Annotated in this window: 16 protein-coding genes and 1 tRNA gene; 9 read left to right on the top strand and 8 right to left on the bottom strand. The window is 68.7% G+C overall.

Annotation, left to right across the window (positions count from 1 at the left end; translation table 11 throughout):
• Nucleotides 1-25: 25 nt before the first annotated feature.
• The 4 genes from HLA95_RS09905 to mnmA are packed head-to-tail and all read left to right on the top strand — an operon-like array spanning nucleotide 26 to nucleotide 3,056.
• A complete protein-coding gene (locus HLA95_RS09905; RefSeq protein WP_222183149.1) occupies nucleotides 26-1,198 on the top strand; it encodes a cysteine desulfurase family protein in 1,173 nt (390 codons plus the stop codon).
• Between the two features lie 51 nt (nucleotides 1,199-1,249).
• Nucleotides 1,250-1,579 carry a HesB/IscA family protein gene (locus HLA95_RS09900; RefSeq protein WP_191062014.1) on the top strand — a complete coding sequence of 110 codons (330 nt, stop codon included), beginning with the start codon at nucleotides 1,250-1,252 and terminating at the stop codon, nucleotides 1,577-1,579.
• A gap of 7 nt (nucleotides 1,580-1,586) precedes the next feature.
• Nucleotides 1,587-1,913, top strand: a complete 327-nt coding sequence (locus HLA95_RS09895; RefSeq protein ID WP_223861770.1) for a 2Fe-2S iron-sulfur cluster-binding protein — start codon at nucleotides 1,587-1,589, stop codon at nucleotides 1,911-1,913.
• Nucleotides 1,914-1,937: 24 nt separating this feature from the next.
• A complete protein-coding gene (mnmA, locus tag HLA95_RS09890; protein WP_322100118.1) occupies nucleotides 1,938-3,056 on the top strand; it encodes a tRNA 2-thiouridine(34) synthase MnmA in 1,119 nt (372 codons plus the stop codon).
• A gap of 20 nt (nucleotides 3,057-3,076) precedes the next feature.
• On the opposite strand, the gene HLA95_RS09885 is transcribed toward mnmA, so the two are convergent.
• From HLA95_RS09885 to HLA95_RS09875, 3 genes are all read right to left on the bottom strand, one after another.
• The gene (locus HLA95_RS09885; protein ID WP_222183147.1) at nucleotides 3,077-5,500 is read right to left on the bottom strand and encodes a S8 family serine peptidase; all 2,424 of its coding nucleotides are present in this window, start codon (nucleotides 5,498-5,500) and stop codon (nucleotides 3,077-3,079) included.
• Between the two features lie 182 nt (nucleotides 5,501-5,682).
• Nucleotides 5,683-6,378, bottom strand: a complete 696-nt coding sequence (locus tag HLA95_RS09880; RefSeq protein WP_191061749.1) for a class II aldolase/adducin family protein — start codon at nucleotides 6,376-6,378, stop codon at nucleotides 5,683-5,685.
• A gap of 3 nt (nucleotides 6,379-6,381) precedes the next feature.
• Nucleotides 6,382-7,797, bottom strand: a complete 1,416-nt coding sequence (locus HLA95_RS09875) for an acetate and sugar kinases/Hsc70/actin family protein (protein WP_222183145.1) — start codon at nucleotides 7,795-7,797, stop codon at nucleotides 6,382-6,384.
• A gap of 290 nt (nucleotides 7,798-8,087) precedes the next feature.
• Between HLA95_RS09875 and HLA95_RS09870 the strand changes: the two genes are divergently transcribed.
• Nucleotides 8,088-9,128, top strand: coding sequence for a LacI family DNA-binding transcriptional regulator (locus HLA95_RS09870; protein WP_191059288.1), 1,041 nt, complete (start codon nucleotides 8,088-8,090; stop codon nucleotides 9,126-9,128).
• A gap of 38 nt (nucleotides 9,129-9,166) precedes the next feature.
• Here HLA95_RS09870 and HLA95_RS09865 read toward each other — a convergent pair whose 3' ends face one another.
• From HLA95_RS09865 to HLA95_RS09850, 4 genes are all read right to left on the bottom strand, one after another.
• Nucleotides 9,167-9,922, bottom strand: coding sequence for an SDR family NAD(P)-dependent oxidoreductase (locus HLA95_RS09865; protein ID WP_191059287.1), 756 nt, complete (start codon nucleotides 9,920-9,922; stop codon nucleotides 9,167-9,169).
• Between the two features lie 47 nt (nucleotides 9,923-9,969).
• Nucleotides 9,970-10,788 carry a carbohydrate ABC transporter permease gene (locus tag HLA95_RS09860; protein WP_191059286.1) on the bottom strand — a complete coding sequence of 273 codons (819 nt, stop codon included), beginning with the start codon at nucleotides 10,786-10,788 and terminating at the stop codon, nucleotides 9,970-9,972.
• Nucleotides 10,781-11,653 carry a carbohydrate ABC transporter permease gene (locus tag HLA95_RS09855; protein WP_191059285.1) on the bottom strand — a complete coding sequence of 291 codons (873 nt, stop codon included), beginning with the start codon at nucleotides 11,651-11,653 and terminating at the stop codon, nucleotides 10,781-10,783. The genes HLA95_RS09860 and HLA95_RS09855 overlap by 8 nt, the downstream gene beginning before the upstream one ends.
• 67 nt (nucleotides 11,654-11,720) lie before the next feature.
• Nucleotides 11,721-13,082 carry an ABC transporter substrate-binding protein gene (locus HLA95_RS09850; protein WP_191059284.1) on the bottom strand — a complete coding sequence of 454 codons (1,362 nt, stop codon included), beginning with the start codon at nucleotides 13,080-13,082 and terminating at the stop codon, nucleotides 11,721-11,723.
• Between the two features lie 284 nt (nucleotides 13,083-13,366).
• On the opposite strand from HLA95_RS09850, the gene HLA95_RS09845 reads away from it, so the two are divergent.
• Together HLA95_RS09845 and HLA95_RS09840 are read left to right on the top strand one after the other, a co-directional pair.
• Complete coding sequence (locus HLA95_RS09845) at nucleotides 13,367-13,819, top strand: MgtC/SapB family protein (protein ID WP_191059283.1); 453 nt, start codon at nucleotides 13,367-13,369, stop codon at nucleotides 13,817-13,819.
• Between the two features lie 87 nt (nucleotides 13,820-13,906).
• Nucleotides 13,907-14,170 carry a hypothetical protein gene (locus tag HLA95_RS09840; protein WP_222183143.1) on the top strand — a complete coding sequence of 88 codons (264 nt, stop codon included), beginning with the start codon at nucleotides 13,907-13,909 and terminating at the stop codon, nucleotides 14,168-14,170.
• 745 nt (nucleotides 14,171-14,915) lie between these two features.
• Here the strand turns inward: HLA95_RS09840 and HLA95_RS09835 are convergent.
• Nucleotides 14,916-14,991 (bottom strand) — tRNA-Phe (locus HLA95_RS09835).
• A gap of 537 nt (nucleotides 14,992-15,528) precedes the next feature.
• On the opposite strand from HLA95_RS09835, the gene HLA95_RS09830 reads away from it, so the two are divergent.
• Both HLA95_RS09830 and HLA95_RS09825 read left to right on the top strand, forming a co-directional pair.
• Nucleotides 15,529-15,960, top strand: coding sequence for a c-type cytochrome (locus HLA95_RS09830; protein WP_222183141.1), 432 nt, complete (start codon nucleotides 15,529-15,531; stop codon nucleotides 15,958-15,960).
• A gap of 4 nt (nucleotides 15,961-15,964) precedes the next feature.
• A complete protein-coding gene (locus HLA95_RS09825) occupies nucleotides 15,965-16,801 on the top strand; it encodes a c-type cytochrome (protein WP_191061346.1) in 837 nt (278 codons plus the stop codon).
• Nucleotides 16,802-16,882 lie beyond the last annotated feature (81 nt).

Here is a 16,882-nt window from a genome sequence, read left to right as displayed (position 1 = left end):
GGGAGAGGGCGGAATTCAAGGGAATGTGCACCAGCCGACGCAGGGCGCAGCGCCGGCAGCTGAGCGGGTCTATCTGGACCACGCGGCCACGACTCCGGTCCGACCCGAAGTGGTGGCGAGGATGGCGCAGGTCCTCGCGGGCGTCGGCAACCCCTCCTCGGTGCATGGCGAGGGCAGGGCGGCGCGGCGCATCCTGGAGGATGCCCGCACCCTGCTGGCCGGCATGCTGGGCACGGACCCGGACGGCATCACCTTCACTTCCGGCGGCACCGAGGCCAACGACCTTGCCCTGGGGGCAGCGCCCGGCCGGCCGGTCCTGGTGGGCGCCACTGAGCACGCCTCGGTGCTGGAAGCCGTCCCGGATGCGCCCCGCATCCCGGTAGGACCGGACGGGCTGATCGACATGGCAGCACTGGCCGGGTTGCTCGCCGAGCATCGCCCGGGCCTGGTGTCGGTGATGCTGGTCAACAACGAGACCGGCGTGGTGCAGGACATCCAGCGGCTGGCCGTCGAGGTCCATGCCGCGGGGGCACTCCTGCACGTCGACGCGGTCCAGGCACTCGGCAAGCTGCCGGGCGTGACCCTGGCGGCGCTGGGCTGCGATCTCCTGACCGTGTCCGCACACAAGATCGGCGGGCCGCAGGGGGTGGGTGCCCTGTCGGCCCGACCGGGCCTCCTGCTTCCAGCACGGCTGCGCGGGGGCGGGCAGGAGGGCCGGCGGCGGGCCGGCACCCACAACCTCCCGGGCATTGCCGGGTTTGCCCAGGCGATCCGGCTGCTCGACTCGGCCGAGCCCGAGCGGCTCCTGGGCCTGCGGCGCCGGCTGGAGGCGCGGCTCCTGGCGGGCCTGCCGGATGCGGCGATCGCCGGCGCTGCCGCACCCCGGGCCCCGCACATCACCGCGCTGGTCCTGCTAGGCCGGCCTGCCGAGCTCCAGGTCATCCGCCTGGATCTCGCGGGCATCGCGGTGAGCGCCGGGGCTGCCTGCTCCTCGGGCAAGGTCCAGGCCTCGCATGTGCTGCAAGCGATGGGCCTGGGCCCGCTGGCCGGCTGCGCCCTGCGGCTCAGCCTCGGCTGGAGCAGCACCGAGGCGGAGGTGGACCGGGCGGCGGATGCGATCTCGGGGCTGCACCGGCCGGCCGGTACTCTCCCTGCGATGGCACCGCCCTTGCCGAATGGCATGACAGTTGCGACATGATGGCTTGCCGGAACAGGCGTTCCCGGTGGTTTGGCAGCAGATGGTGAGACGATGGCACAGGCACTGAGCATCACCGAGCGGGCGGCGGCGCGGGTCAGGGAGCTGCTGGCGACCCAGACGGATGCCGCGGGCATCAAGCTCGCCGTGAAGCCGCGCGGCTGCTCGGGCTGGAGCTATTCGCTGGATTTCGCCAAGGCCGTGGCCCAGGACGACCAGGCGATCGAGGTGGGCGGGGTGACCTTCGTGATCGAGGCGGCAGCCCTACCTTATGTCGCCGGGACCGAGGTGGATTTCGTCGAGGACAAGCTGGGGGCCTCCTTCGTGTTCAACAACCCGAACGAGAAGGGCCGGTGCGGCTGCGGCGAGAGCTTCCACGTCTGATCCGGGCGTGATCCAGGTCCGCTTCCGGCTGCCGGACGGCAGCGAGCGCCGGATCGGCGTGGCTGCCGGGAGCACGCTCCTGGAGGCCTCGCGCGAGGCGGGGGTCGAGCTGGAAGGGGCGTGCGGCGGCTCCATGGCCTGCGCCACCTGCCATGTCCGGATCTCCGACCCCTGGTTCGACCTGGTCCCGCCACCCTCGCCGGAAGAGGAGGACATGCTGGACCTGGCACCGGACTGGCAGCCGACCTCGCGCCTGGGCTGCCAGATCCGCCTCGACCGCCAACTGGACGGCATCGTCGTGGACGTGCCGGTTTCCAGCCTCCTGGACTACTGACAGCGCTGCCTGGACATCGATCTCGTGAATCCTGACCATCTCCTTGCCGATCTCGACCTGCCGGCCGGCGCCAGGGTGGTGGTGGCCATGTCCGGCGGGGTCGACAGCTCCGTCTGCGCCGGGCTCCTGGCCGAGGCGGGCTTTGACGTGGTCGGCATCACCATGCAGCTCTATGACCACGGCCAGGCGACCGGCCGGGCCGGGAGCTGCTGTGCCGGCCGTGACATCCGCGACGCGCGGGCGGTGGCCGACCGGCTGGGCATCCCCCATTTCGTGCTGGACTACGAGGAGCGCTTCCGGCGCCAGGTGATCGACGAGTTCGCGGCGGGCTATGCTGCGGGCCGCACGCCCATCCCCTGCGTGCGCTGCAACGAGCGGATCAAGTTCGGCGATCTGCTGGAGAGCGCGCAGGAGTTGGGGGCGGCGGCCCTGGTCACCGGCCATTATGTCCGCCGTCTGCGCACACTTGAGCGCACCGAGCTGCACCGCGGGCGGGACAGTGCGAAGGACCAGAGCTATTTCCTGTTCGCCACCACCGACAGGCAGCTCGCGCGCCTGCGCTTTCCGCTGGGCGGCCTGACCAAGGCCGAGACCCGTGCCCATGCCCAGCGCCTGGGCCTGCCGGTGGCGGAGAAGGCGGAGAGCCAGGACATCTGCTTCGTGCCGGACGGCGACCATGCCAGCGTGGTGACCGCCCTGCGTCCGGAGGCCGGGCAGAGCGGCGAGATCGTTGACGATGCCGGCCGGGTGCTCGGCCGGCACAAGGGCCTGGCCGGGATCACGGTCGGCCAGCGCCGCGGCCTGGGCGTGGCAGCACCGGAGCGGATGTACGTCACCGAGATCGACCCGGTGAGCCGGCGGGTGACGATTGCGCCCAAGGCACGGGCGCGGATGCGCTCTGCGCTGCTCGACCGGCTGCACCTGGTAGGCGCTGCCGCTGCGGGCGAGCTGCCGGGGGAGGTCATGGCCAAGCACCGCTACAACGAGCCGGCCCAGCCGGCGACCGTACAGCGGGACGAGGCCGGGCGGGTCGAGGTGGTCTTCCGCGAGCCGCAGCTCGGCATCGCGCGCGGCCAGGCCTGCGTGCTCTATGATGGCAGCCGGCTGCTGGGCGGCGGCTGGATCGAGCGCGCCGCCGCCTGAGGCAGCGCGCCGGGGGGGCCTCAGGCCACAGGGGTCCAGGCCGAGCCGTTCCAGCCGAGCGTTTGGTCGGCAAAGCGCAGGAACTCGATCGAGGTGAAGCTGCTGCGGTCGCCCGTGCGGAGATCGGTCAGGCTGCCCTCGGCGCCGGTCCCTTCCAGCCGGTAGCCGGAGAAGTCTGCCCCGGCCGCCAGCGTGTCGCTGCCGGCGCCGCCATCGACCTGGTCGTTGCCGTAGTTCACGACGATCAGGTCGTCGCCATCGCCGCCGAAGACGAGGTCGTCGCCCTTGCCGCCATCGAACAGGTCGTCGCCGAGGTCGCCCTCCAGCCGGTCCTGCCCGGCGAAGCCGTAAAGCTGGTCGTCGCCCGCCCCTCCCAGGACCACGTCGTCGCCACGCCCGCCGGAGAGCAGGCTGCCGTCATCACCGCCCTGGAGGAAGTCGTCGTCCTCGCCGCCGAACAGGCGGTCGGTCCCGGCATTCCCCTCCAGCCGGTCGTTGCCCGTACCCCCCTCCAGCCGGTCGTTGCCGGCACCGCCGACGAGCAGGTCGTCGCCGCGCATGCCGCGCAGCCAGTTGTTCTCGCCATTGCCGTGGATCTGGTCGGCGCCATCGCCGCCCACCGCGTGCTCGATCCGCGCGTTCGCGGCGAGCTGCCAGGGCGTGTCGCCGACCTGCCCGGCCGCGCCATCCAGACGGATCACCAGGTCCGAGGTGACCGGCGCGAAGTTCACCGTGTCCTGGCCGCCATTGCGGTCCGCCAGCACCTGGCGAGACGGGTCCTCCGCCGCGGCCTGCTCGTACTCGTCGGTGAACAGATACTGGTCATGGTTGCCGGCACCGCCCTGGCCGTCCAGCGTGAGCTGCTCGATCTGATAAGTCTCGCCGGTCGTGCCCCGGTTGGTGATGTCCACGCGCCAGACGCCGTCTGCCGCCTCGCCCCAATGCTGGGTCGTGCCGAGATCGAGCCGAAAGTCTTCGCCCACCTCGGTGTCGAGATCCGCATCGCTGTTGAAAGCATACCAGAGATCGGCGTCGAAGCCGGTATACAGGTAGCTGACCGTGCCGCTCGGCGAGGTCAGACGGATGTCCAGGTCCTGGTAGATCTGCAGCACGTCGCCCAGGGTCAGGTCGGGGTTCGTGGCCAGGTCGAGATGCAGGGTGAGATGCTCGAAGGTGACACCCTCGGCATCGGTGAAGGTGACGTCGTAGCCAGCGGTAGCACCGGCCACGAGTGATCGGGCAGCGGTGTCGCTGAACGACAGCTCCTGGTCATTGCCGAAGGTCTGGGCGTCCCGCCGCCAGGTCTCGGCGAAGCGGACCGCAGCATGGGCGTCGACCAGGCCCAGGCCGTAATCGTGGCTGACATGGTAGCCGCCGCCGTTCCAGTGCGCGGCACCGTTGGTCTGCCAGTCCCATGGCCGCACCAGCAGCGCCGCATCCTCGGCAGTCAATCCTCCGACATAGTCGCCCATCACCTCGAGGATCAGGTCGGCCGACTGCATCCAGCTATCGGCACCCTCCGGCTTCCACGCGGATGCGGCCAGGATCTGCTGGACGTCGCGCGCACCCAGGAGCGGGTTGGCCTCCAGCATCAGCGCGGCGACACCGCTCACGATCGGGGATGCAAAGGAGGTGCCGCTCTCGACGACATATTCGCTGTCGGGATCCTCGCCGTGCGGCGGCATCCGGTCGGTGGAGAGCACGTCCTGGCCCGGCGCCACCACCAGGAGGCCGGCACCCGGGTTGGTGAACCAGGTCGCCCGCCCGTCCCGGTCGACCGCCCCCACCGACATCACATGAGGGTCCGACTGGTCGTCCTCGCCGTTCGCCAGCAGGGTCGTATAGCGCCCGTTGCCGGCCGCGAACACGATGACGGTGCCCAGGCCGTCCCGCCCCTCGGTGGCCAGCCGCTCGATGATCGCGGCATTATCCGGGTCCTGCGGACTCGTGATGGTGCCGCCCCAGGAATTGTTGGAGATGTCGACACCCTGCAGGAGCTGCTGCTCGAAGCCGATGGCCTCGTAGTCCTCGTTCTCGCTGTCGGGAAGGGAATCGGAATCGTCTTCGCCGAGCGGCATGCGGTAGGCGACGATGGTGGCGCCGTGGGCGACCCCGATGCCGCCGATGCCGTTATTGCCCACCTCGGCGGCAAAGCCGGCCACGACCGTGCCGTGGTTGTCGTTTTCCAGGACCGGGAGGCCGGGGCCTGCCTTGCCCGACGCGGTATCGTAGCCGTCCACCGTGTCGAAGTTCCCGGCAAGGTCGGGATGGCTGCCTTCTACGCCCTGGTCGAAGATCGCAATCCGGACGCCCTCGCCGCTATAGTCCGCCCATGCCGGCAGGACCCGGACATCGATGCCGGCCGTTCCGCCATCCTGGCCGGTGTTCAGGAGATGCCACTGCTCGTCGAACCGCGGATCGTTCGGCTTTGCCGAGTCGACCATTCTGCCTCCTCCAGATTAGCCTGTATTGTTCTATATTTTTTCCGGATACTGACAGACAGGTAATCGAACAGTTACTGAAGTGGCAACTCGAATTCGCAGCGAAATCCAGACGAGCCGCTGCCGGCCATAGAAAAAGGCCGCCCTCCTTCCGGAGGACGGCCTTTGCGCGGAACGGCTGGCGGTCAGGCGGCCGCGGACTTCGGCGTGTCCTTCACATGGTCCAGGTCCGGCGCGTTGCCGTAGGACATGCGGCGCATCTGCTCGATCACCCGGTCCATCTCCTCCGCCGGCAGGTGCGGCGGCTCGCCGATCGCCAGGGCATGGACATACATCTTGGCCAGCGTCTCGACCTCGATCGCCAGCGCCAGCGCCTTGTCCAGGCTCTTGCCGGTCGTCAGCATGCCATGGTGGCCCATGATGCAGGCATAGCGGTCCTTGAGTGCCACCAGGATCTCGTCCGACAGTTCCTGGGTGCCGAAGGTCGCGTACTTGCTGACCCGTATGTCGTGGCCGCCCGCCACCGCGGTCATGTAGTGGAAGGGCGGGATGCCGCGCTCGTGGGTCGCCAGCACGGTCGTGTAGGTGGCGTGGTTGTGCAGGACGACGTTCACGTCCTCGCGGTTCTTCAGGATGTCGCGGTGGAAGCGCCATTCCGAGGAGGGGCGGTGGCGGCCGGTATAGCTGCCGTCCCACTTCAGGTGGACGATGTCCTCCGGGGTCATCACCTCGTAGGGCAGGCTGGTCGGCGTGATCAGCAGCCCGTCCTCGATCCGGTAGGAGACGTTGCCCGCCGTGCCCTGGTTGATGCCCTGCCTGGTCATCTCCAGGCAGGTCGCGATGATCTTCTGGCGGATGTCCTGGTGACCGATCTCACTCACGATCTACTCCTCGTCTGCGGTCGATGCGAGGCCGCTGCAGGATGGCGGCAGCGGCCGCTGGATATGCCGGCGCACGGCCCGGCGCCACCGGGAACGATAGCCCGCCAGCCCTTCGAGCTCGACCGGCGCCGCGGGCTCGACGTCGAGCCGCGCCGGCCGGCCCAGATTGCGATGCGTCCAGAGCAGGGCGGCACCCGCGGCAGTCCCGCCACCCCGCCGGTTGACCAGCACCTTCTGGCCCGGCCGCAAGGCCGCCACCAGCCGGGCGAACATCGGATCGGCGGTGAAGCCGCCATCGATCACGACGCTGGCCTGGCTGCGCATCAGGTCCAGGCAGATGTCGGCGACCAGCGCGTTGTAGAGGGTCGCCAGCGCGATCCGGCCATCCTGGCCAGCCGGCTCGCCCACCAGCCGGCCCCGCCCGGCACTGCCTGGAAAGGCCCCGTCATAGTCGACCAGGCCCGGCAGCACCTGGCTGTCGCGGGCGATCACCTCGGCCACCGCCGCAGCGCTGGCCTGGCCGGAAGCGCTGCCGGTGATCGCGGCATATTCCCGGCCGGCCATGGTCAGCACGCCCGCGACCGGGCGGCCGTCGACATCGCTGGTCACGGTCATCCCGAACGCGGCGTCCAGTGCTGCCACCGGCGTGGTCGGGCACATGCCGACCAGCCAGGTCCCGGTCGACAGGAGGGCGAAGTCCGTGAGGCCGGCCGCCTGGTAGCAATGGAGGTTGGCGGTGCTGTCATGGATGCCGGCGAGCACCGCCATGTCCGGCGGCAGGCCGAGGCCGGGCCGGGGGTTGCCCACGCGCTGGTAAGGCGGCACCAGCTCTGCCAGCAGATGCTGCCAGCCGAGCTTCTCGGCGATGCCGGTGGAACTGCCGTCCAGCGGGTTCACGAGCTGGGACTGGGCGCCCAGCATGGTGGGCTCCAGCACCGCGCGGCCGGTCAGCCGCCAGGCCCAGTATTGCGGCAGCGGCAGGAAGTGGCGGGCCCTGGCGAAGGTCTCGGGAAAGCCGCGCTGCATCATCAGGAGCTGCTGCGCGAAATGCCCGGCCTGGGCCTGGACCGGCGCGCTGCACATGGGGAAGGGCGGCACCAGCGGGCGATATTCCGCTGCCACCGCCGGCGGCACCGGGTTCTCGTAGTCGATCGGGGGCAGCAGGGGGCCGTGCTCGTCCACCAGTACGCCGCCCGAGCCATGGCAGGCGGCAACGAAGGCGTCGAGGCGATGGCGCTGGCCGAGTTCCGCCAGGGTCGCCAGCAGCCAGGCCTCGATCGCCGCCAGGTCGTAGTGGCGCCACGGCGGCCCCGGCAGGGACTGGTTCGGCCGGCTGCGCTCGGCCAGGAGCGTGCCGTCGTCACCCAGGAGATGGATCTTGAGGTTGGTCTTGCCGATGTCGAGGACGGCGGTGGTCACCGGCGGGCCTCCCCGGTCGGGCCGCCGGGCAGGGCAGGCAGAAGCGGCGCGACGAGCAAGTCCCCTCCACAGGCGCGATGGCGCCGGCAACGTTCGGCGACGACCTCGACCGGCCGATCGCCCATGCCGCCGGTCCGGCCGTGCCGGCACGTAAAACCTTTCACGCAGTTCCGTACAGGTTCACTCAAAGGAATGGCAAGCGCGATCGGTGGCAGCGATGGTTGACAGGGAGCGGCCGCCGCTGGGATGGTCGCTCCGTTCATGAAACGGAACACGTGGCAGGGCAGTTCTTGGCCGAACGTCAGGCGAATGTCGCAGGGTCGCGCGTCACCATCCGGCATGTGGCCAATGCGGCCGGCGTGTCGATCGCGACCGTGTCCAACGTGCTGAACGGCCGGACCAGCGTGGCGCCGGAACTGGTGGCGCGGGTGCGGCGGGTGATGGAGGAGCTGGGCTACCAGCGCGACCAGGTCGCCTCGACGCTCCGGCGCCGGCAGACCTCCGTGGTGGGGCTGGTCCTGCCCTCGCTGATGAGCCCGTTCCTCGCGACACTGGCGACGCGGCTGGAGGGGCTGGCCCATGCGGGCGGCTACCAGCTCCTGGTGGGCAGCGCCAACGAGGATGCCGAGCAGGAGGTGAGCCGGGTCCAGGCGATGCTGGCTTGGCGTCTGGCCGGCATGATCATGGCGCCGGTCGACCATCGCTTCCCGTCGCACCAGCTCATTCGCGGCCAGGGCATCCGGACGGTGATCGTCGACCGGACCAGCGAGGCGGCCGACCTGGATTCGGTCGGCGTCAACAATCTGGAAGCCACGCTGATGGCCACGCGCCGGCTGATCGAGCTCGGTCACCGACGGATCCTGGCGGTCGGCTCCAGCCGCACCATCCCGAACATGCGCGAGCGCACCTCCGGGTTCGAGACCGCGATCGCCGCGGCGGGCCTGGGCAGCACTTGCGCGGTCCTGTGTGGCGGCGGCGACCTCCAGGCGATCGGGCGGACCCTGCGCCAGCACCTCCAGCAGGACCCGTTGCCCACCGCGGTGTTCGCCCTTTCGGATGTCGCCACGCTGGCGGCGGTCCAGGAACTGGGCGAGCGCGGCCTGCGCATGCCGGAGGACGTGTCGATGCTGGGCTTCGACGACCATGAGTGGATGCAGGTCCTCCGCCCGCCGATCAGCGCGGTGCGCCAGCCGATCGAGGAGATGGCCCGCCATGCCTGGGCGCGCATGCTCCAGCGCATCCAGGGCGACCAGTCGCCGCCGTCCAGGATCCAGCTCGCCTGCACGCTGGAATGGCGGGCCTCGACCGCGGCGGCACCGGCACTCGCCTGACGGACGGCGTCAGGCCAACCATCTCCCGCCAGGCGGCGTCAGCCGCCATCGAAGATCAGCCCGCCGCACACGTTGAGCGACTGGCCGGTGATGAAGGCTGCGGCGTCCGAAGCCAGAAAGCACACCGCACCCGCCACGTCGTCGGGATAGCCGATCCGGCGCTGCGCGGTGACCGCCGCCCATTTGTCGATGCTCGCCTGATCGGGCAGGTTCGCCTTGCCCATCTCGGTCATGATGATGCCCGGGCAGACCGAGTTCGCCGTGATGCCGCTGTCCTCCAGCTCCATGGCCAGCACCCGGGTGAACTCGAGCACGGCGGCCTTGGAGGCACAGTAATGGGCCTGGCCCGGTGCACCGCGCTTGCCGCCCACCGAGGCGATGTTGACGATCCGCCCGTAGCCCTGCTCGCGCATGTAGGGCAGCACCGCCTGGGTGACCAGGAACACGCCCTTGGCGTTGACGGCGAACACCTCGTCCCACTGCTCCTCGGTCAGGTTCTCGATCCGGGCGGTGGTGAGGATCCCGGCATTGTTGACCAGCACGTCGATGCGGCCCATCCGCGCCGCCACCGTGCGCACGATGCCTCGGATGCCGGCCTTGTCGCGGACATCGGCGATCGTGACGAGGCTGCGCCGGCCCTCCGCCTCGATCAGGGTTGCGACCTCGTCCAGTGCATCGGCCTGCCGGTCGATGTCGTTCAGCACGAGGTCGAACTCCTCCTTGGCCAGCGCCAGGGCGATGCTGCGGCCGATCCCGCGACTGGCCCCGGTGACCATGGCGACCTTGTTGTCCATGACGACGTCTTCCCTTCCTTGCGTTCGCGTCCCGTCCGCTGCCGCCGTCACTTCACCGCCCCCATGGTCATCCCGGCCACGATGTGGCGCTGCACGAAGAAGGTCAGGATCACCGGCGGCACCAGCTGGATGATGGAGGCCGCCGCCATCTGCTCCCAGACAGTCTGCGCCTGGCCGGAGAAGGAGGTGAGGATCACCGGAAAGGTGCGGGCGTTGCGATTGGTCAGGAACAGCGCGATCAGGAGTTCGTTCCAGGCGAACAGGAACACGAACACCGCGACCGTCATCAGCCCGCCGGCGGCCATCGGCACCATCACCTTGACCAGCACCTGCAGCCAGTTGCAGCCGTCGATCCTGGCCGCCTCCAGCACCTCGACCGGTGCGCCCCGGAAGAAGGACATCGCCATCCAGATCGCGAACGGCAGGTTGAAGCCGGTATAGATCAGGACCATGCCGGTCCAGGTGTCGAGCAGGCCGACCCCGCGCATCGCCAGATAGAGGGGTACCGCGGCCGCGATCGGCGGCATCATCCGGTTGCTGAGCACCCACATCTTCAGGTCCTCGCGGCCCTTGAAGGTGAACAGGGTGAGGCCGAAGGCACAAGGGATCGCGATCAGCAGGCACAGGGCGGTGCTGCACAGCGTAATCACCACCGAGTTCAGGAGGAACGGCCAGTAGCCCTGGATCACGGTGATGAAGTTGTCGAGATAGGCGAAGTCCGGGATCCAGACCGGCGGGATCTGGTAGATCTGGGCCCGGTTCTTGAACGCGGTCAGCGCGATCCAGATGATCGGGGCGAGGTTGACGAGGGTCAGCACCAGTGCCGCGATGTAGAGAAGGAAGCGGGTGCGGCGCGCACTAGCCATGCTCGACCCTCCGCAGATAGCGCATGGCGAGGGTGGTGACGAACAGGGTGATGAACAGGATCAGCACCGCGGCCGCCGAGCCATAGCCCATGTTGAAGAACTGAAAGGACTGGCGGTAGGCGAACATGCTGATCACCTCGGTGGCGTCACCCGGGCCCCCGCGCGTGGCGATGTAGACCACGTCGAAGAAGCGCAGATTGTCGATCAGCCGGATGATGGCGCCGACCAGCAGCACGTCGCGCAGGGCAGGCAGCTCGATGTGCCAGGACTGCTGGTACCAGTGCGCCCCGTCCAGGGCACTCGCCTCGTAGAGCTCGCGCGGCACGGCCATGAGACCGGCCAGCATGATGAGCATGAGAAACGGGGTCCACTGCCAGACATTGACCATGATCACCGAAAGCAGCGCCACGTCGACCGAGCCGAACCATCCGGATTCGGGCAGCCCCACCATGCGCAGCAGCACGTTGGCGACGCCGAGCGTGGGATTGAGGATGTAGGTGAACATCAGGCCGGTGATCACCGGCGTGACCATCATCGGCAGGATGAACAGGGTGCGCAGCCAGTCGACCGTGCGCAGGTGCGCGATCTCGTAGAAGATCTTGGCGATGAGAAAGCCGATCACGATCTCCAGCGCGATCGAGCCCATCGCCAGGATGGCGGTGTTCAGGATCGCCTTCTGGAACAGAGGATCGGTGACGAGCTGGACATAGTTGTCGATCCCGACGAACTGGCTGCGCCGCGGGCGGGTCAGGTTCAAGGACGTCGTGCTCAGGTAGAGCGAGTAGAAGAACGGAAACAGCCCGATGATGGCGAGATAGGCGACGCCCGGGCCGATGAACAGCAGCTTCGTGGTTCGGCTGACCACCGTCGGATTCCTTGACGAGAGGCCGGGGCGAGGAGGCCGGGCGTCGCCACCCGGCCCCGCCGACGTCCTATTGCTGGACGGTGTAGCCGCCTTTGACCATCAGGTCGGCGATGCTGGTCTGGAGCTCGGTGAGGGCCTCGTCGACCGTCACCTGGTTCTGCAGGGCGCGGGAGAACTGCAGGCCGACCGTGTCGATGATCTCGAAGGATTCCGGGATGCGCGGCCGGCACTCGGCATAGACGTGCTTCTGGGTCTCGGCGATCGTCTCGACCCAGGGCATCTTTTCCCGGACCTCCGGATCCTCGATGGCCGAGAGCCGGCTGGGCGGGCCGCCCAGCAGCACGAACTGCTTGTGTACCTCCTTGGAGGTGAACCACTTGATGTAGTCCCAGGCGAGGTCCTTCTGCTCGCTATGGGCGTTGATGCCCATCACCCAGCCGCCCAACGGCGGCACGCCGTCAATGCCCTCGACATGCGGGAACACCGAGGTGCCGACCTTGTCGGCGATCTGGCTCTGGCTGGGGTCGTGGAAGCCTGGCGTGCGCACCGACCAGGCGGTGATCATCGCCGTCTTGCCGGTGGTGAAGGTGGCGGCGCGCTGCTCCCAGTCGATCGATTCGGCACCAGGCGGCTGGTATTGCAGCATTTCCTTGAAGAACTCGAAGACCTGCTTGGCCTCGGGCTTGTCGAACTGCGGGGTCATGTCGCCATAGGGGTCCTCGTTGCCGGGGACGGTGTTGGCGAACGGCTTGCCGCCGAAATTGTAGATCCACTCGAAGAAGGACTGGCCGATCGCCGAGCCGCGCGCATTGTTCAGCGCGGTGCCGTACATGCCCGGGAAGTCCGGGTTGTTCGTGAAGTGCTTGGCGGCGGCCTTGTAGTCGTCGATGGTCTTCGGCGGCTGCAGCCCGGCCTGCTCGAACAGGTCCTTGCGGTAGTGCATCATCATGAAATACGCGCCGAACGGCACGCCCACGACCGTGCCCTCCCATTCGGCGACCGTCTGGAAGGCCGGGACGAAGTCGTCCCATGCGATCACTTCCGGCCTGGTCTTCTCGATATAGGGCTTGAGGTCCTCGACGAACTCGCCGCTCCAGAACTCGCCGACCCAGGGCGAATCCAGCACGATGATGTCGTACTGCGAGCTCTGCGAGGTGCCTTCCAGCACCTCCTTCTCATGGGTCTGGTCGTAGCTGAACGCGTCGATCGTGACCTTCGCACCGGTGATCTGCTCGAAGGTCGGGTTGAGCTGCTCGAACCCGCTGACCCAGGGATCCTGGACCATCAGGATCCGCAGCGTGGCCCCGTCGTGCTTGCCGAGCTCGCTCGCCCAGTCGATCCGGCTGTCCTGCGCCCGGCTCGGACGGCCGAGCATCGGCCATGTCGCCATGATGGTGCCGGCCATCAAGAGCGCGGTCCTGCGTTTCATTGCTGTCGCCTCCTCTGATCTCGTTGCTCAAGGCCAAGATCGTCCGGCGGGCCCGCCTGGCGGACATCATCGGGTCGGCGGCCGCCTCGCTGCCGGGCCGGCAGGAAGTCGGCCGGGCCTGTGCCGGACCGGCTCGAAGGGGAAGCTCCTCCCTGTGTATCGTTACACAAGACTTTACGGATCCGGCCGCCGCTGACAAGCAGCCAACTGCCGGGATATGCCCTGGCTGGCGGGGCGGAGATCGGGGGCGTGGGTCCGCCACCAGCCAGCCGGGGGAGCGGGCCGTGGAACTCGAAGAAATCGCCACTCGGATGGGGCTCGCCACCGGTGCCGGCCTGCTGCTGGGCCTGGACCGGGAATTGCGCGGGATCTCCGCCGGCATCCGCACCCATGCCCTGGTCGCAATGAGCTCGGCACTGATCATGATCTCGAGCCTGATGCTGTTCACCGAGCTGCGCGGCGAGACGGGTGCCACCATCGATCCGCTGCGCTCCATCCAGGGGCTGGCCCAGGCGATCGGCTTCGTGGCGGCCGGCGCCGTGTTCGTTTCCAAGTCCAACGTCCACAACCTGACCTCCGCGGCCAATCTGTGGCTGGCGGCAGCACTCGGCATCGCGGCGGGTGCCGGCCAGTACCGGCTGGTGCTGGTGGGCCTGGTCCTGGGCTTGGTGATCGTGACCCTGGTGCGCGTGCTGGCCCGCTTCATCCCCGGCAGCGCCAAGATCAACGAGGACTGAGCCGGGCGACATCGCCCATGGCGGCCGCCGCCAACATTGACTCTCCCGCGTCCAAAGGTTACGGTTCATCCATGTTCGGGAGGATGAATGATGTTTCTGATGGACATGCTGGAAACCCTGCTCCGTACGCTTGGCGGCATGTGCGGCCGGATCATCGCCGAGGCCCGGGAGTGCCCCGGCCTGAGCACGCTGCTGGTTGCCGCCGCGATCCTCGGCAGCGGCGGGGCGATCCTACTGGCCCTGGCCGCGGCGACCGCCACCTACGTTCTGCTGGGTGGCATCCGGCGCGACCGCATGGACCTGGCGACGCGCCAGGAACAGGCACTCCACCGCCATGTGTTCGGCGACTGAGCCCCCACGCTGACCTCGTCCTGCTTCGCCTGCCTGGCAGAATATTCGCCCGGCAGGCGAGGCGATCCGCTCCTCTGCCTCATGCCCTGGCCTTTCCCCGGGCTCGTCATGCCTTCGAACGGCTTGCGGAGCGGCGAGGGCAGAGCACAGCCAGCGTTACGGCCGCGGTCACGAGCCGGTATGGCCTGATCATGGCACCCGCTCCTGGCTGACCGTATCAGCGCGGCCGTCGGACCCTTGCTTGTCCGGCCGGCGGCACCGGTGAGGAAGCTGGTGTGCTGGCCGCTAGATGCGGCGAGGGGGCTGACGCGGGCTCCCTGATCAGGCCCGCCTTCGCACGGCACCGGGTCATGCTCTGTGGGGCGCCGATGGGCCGATGAGCATGGCGGACGAGCGACAGGGCTTCATCGTCTGGCGCAGTCTGCGGCTGCGCCATCACACGGTTGCAGACGGTGTCGGGTTCCCAGGGGACCGGGCGGCGGGGCCCGATTCTGTCCAGCACCATGTGTAGCCGCTCAGGCGCCAGCACTGTCGACCGCCAAGTAGCTCATCTCAGGCATAGCCTTGCCCTAAGCCCGTTCGCCCTGCATCGCCGCCGTCTCCGCATTCCTGAAGATCAGGATAATCTTGCAGCTGGGAACCAAGCCCCGCCGCCAGCCGGTGGCGACCGTGTGCAAGAAACGGATGCGGCCGCCGAGCCTGCTGCTCGTCGAAGCCCGTGATCCTGCCATGCGCATGAAGGGAGTGGTGCCCAGGGACGGATTTGAACCGCCGACACGCGGATTTTCAGTCCGCTGCTCTACCAACTGAGCTACCTGGGCGCCCGCGTCGGTGGCGGGTTGTTAGCGACGGTCGGCGGCGCTGGCAAGCCTTCCCGTTGTGCTGGCTCCGCTTCGAGATGAAACGCGCGGCCGGCGCGGCAGGAACCACCGCTGCATGGGCATGCGTGCCATCCTCAGGAGGGCCGGGTCCGCCGCACTCGAGCCCTGCGCATGCTCAGGCAGGCGAATGCGATCATCCGATGTGGAAAATCCTTCTTCGGGCCTCGAACTGCCAGCCGGCCGCGCCGCAGGCCCGGCCGAAGCGGCAAGGGCAGGGGGCAACGGCCAGCACATTCGACAGTCAGGCCCGCCGGAACTCGACCAGCTTGTCGACCTGTCGAACAATATCCCGCCTACGTCGCGAACTTGCGCTGCTGTGCTGCTTCGGAACACGCCGTGCCGAGCCGGTCGGGCGGGCGCGGCCGGTTCGATTTTTCTCTCCCCTGGCCGCAACGAGAGCTTCGCGGCACCCCGGATTCATTCTAGAAAAAGCCATGTTCTGCTGGAGAGGCTGATATGCGCTTATCCCGATATGCCGTGATTTTCGCCGTCGTCGCCGGATCGACCCTGGGTGCCGGCTCGATCCTCGCTGCCGACGGCGTCATTGCCAAGCGTCAGGCCGACATGAAGGCCATGGGCAAGGAGATGGGTGGGATCAAGGACACGCTGGCCGCCAAGGGCGACCTGGCCAAGGTCCAGGCCCATGCCGAGACGATCCGCAAGATCATGGCCGATGTGCCGGCCCTGTTCCCGGCCGGCAGCGATACCGGTCCCACCGATGCCCTGCCCGCGATCTGGACCGATCAGGCCGGCTTCGACACCGCGGCCAAGCGCGCCGACGGGCTGGCCGATGCCCTGGCTACGGCCGCCGGCACCGGCGAGACCGCCGCCGCCACCGCGGCCTTCGCAGCGCTCGGCAAGAACGGCTGCGGCGGCTGCCACCAGACCTACCGCAAGCCGCAAGGCTAAATCTTTGCGCCTGGCATGCACGATCCTGCTGGCTGGGCTGGGCTTCGCCTGGCCCGCGGCCGGCATGGAGCGGGGTGAGCTCCTGTTCCACCTGGGCGGCTGCCAGTCCTGCCACTCGAGAGAGGGCGCGCCGCCGCTTGCCGGCGGTGCGCCCCTGGTCACCCCGCTCGGCACCTTCCACCCGCCCAACATCACGCCCGACCCTAAGACCGGGATCGGCAACTGGAGCGAGGACGACTTCCTGCGCGCCATGGCCGAGGGGATCGCCCCGGACGGCTCCCCCTATTATCCGGCCTTTCCGTTCGCCAGCTATGCGCGGATGACCAAGGACGACCTGCGGGCACTCTGGGCCTATCTGCGCGACGAGGTGGCGCCGGCGGAACATCCGTCGCCGCCACACGAGCTGACCTTCCCGTTCTCGCTGCGCACCGGCCTCTGGGCCTGGCGCTGGCTGTTCTTCGACCCGGCGCCGATCGAGCCTGATCCGGCGCGGGACGCGGCGTGGAACGAGGGCGCCTATCTGGTGCGGGGTCCCGGCCACTGCGCGGAGTGCCACAGCCCCAGGACCTTCTGGGGCTTCGGCGTCCCGGATCCGGACCAGGAGCTCGCCGGCAATCCCGGCGACCTGATCACCGGCCGGGCCCCCGCGATCACCCCCGATCCAGAGCATGGCATCGGCAAGTGGAGCCCCAGCGACGTGGACTTCTTCCTGTCGCTCGGCATGACTCCCGAGGGCGACTTCGTCGGCGGCGAGATGGCCAAGGTCGTGGAGAACTCCACCGGGCCCATTCCTGAACAGACCCGCGCCGCCATTGCCTTCTTCCTCCTTACGCCCCGCTAGCCACCCCCGGACCCGCAGCCGGAGGGGAGGGCGGCAAGGTGGAACATGGCGACGCGCCCACGGGATCTGCCGACCGGCGTC

Origin of the sequence: Geminicoccus harenae (genome assembly GCF_019800005.1) — a bacterium.
Lineage (GTDB): Bacteria > Pseudomonadota > Alphaproteobacteria > Geminicoccales > Geminicoccaceae > Geminicoccus > Geminicoccus harenae.
Note: the sequence above shows the minus strand (reverse complement) of the source record. Positions and strands in the feature narration are given on the sequence as shown.

What these genes read in the sequence shown, in the direction of transcription:
- HLA95_RS09885 (WP_222183147.1), bottom strand. Translation starts at nt 5,500, where the DNA reads ATGGTCGACTCGGCAAAGCCGAACGATCCGCGGTTCGACGAGCAGTGG.
- HLA95_RS09860 (WP_191059286.1), bottom strand. Translation starts at nt 10,788, where the DNA reads ATGGCTAGTGCGCGCCGCACCCGCTTCCTTCTCTACATCGCGGCACTG.
- HLA95_RS09900 (WP_191062014.1), top strand. Translation starts at nt 1,250, where the DNA reads ATGGCACAGGCACTGAGCATCACCGAGCGGGCGGCGGCGCGGGTCAGG.
- HLA95_RS09865 (WP_191059287.1), bottom strand. Translation starts at nt 9,922, where the DNA reads ATGGACAACAAGGTCGCCATGGTCACCGGGGCCAGTCGCGGGATCGGC.
- HLA95_RS09850 (WP_191059284.1), bottom strand. Translation starts at nt 13,082, where the DNA reads ATGAAACGCAGGACCGCGCTCTTGATGGCCGGCACCATCATGGCGACA.
- HLA95_RS09840 (WP_222183143.1), top strand. Translation starts at nt 13,907, where the DNA reads ATGATGTTTCTGATGGACATGCTGGAAACCCTGCTCCGTACGCTTGGC.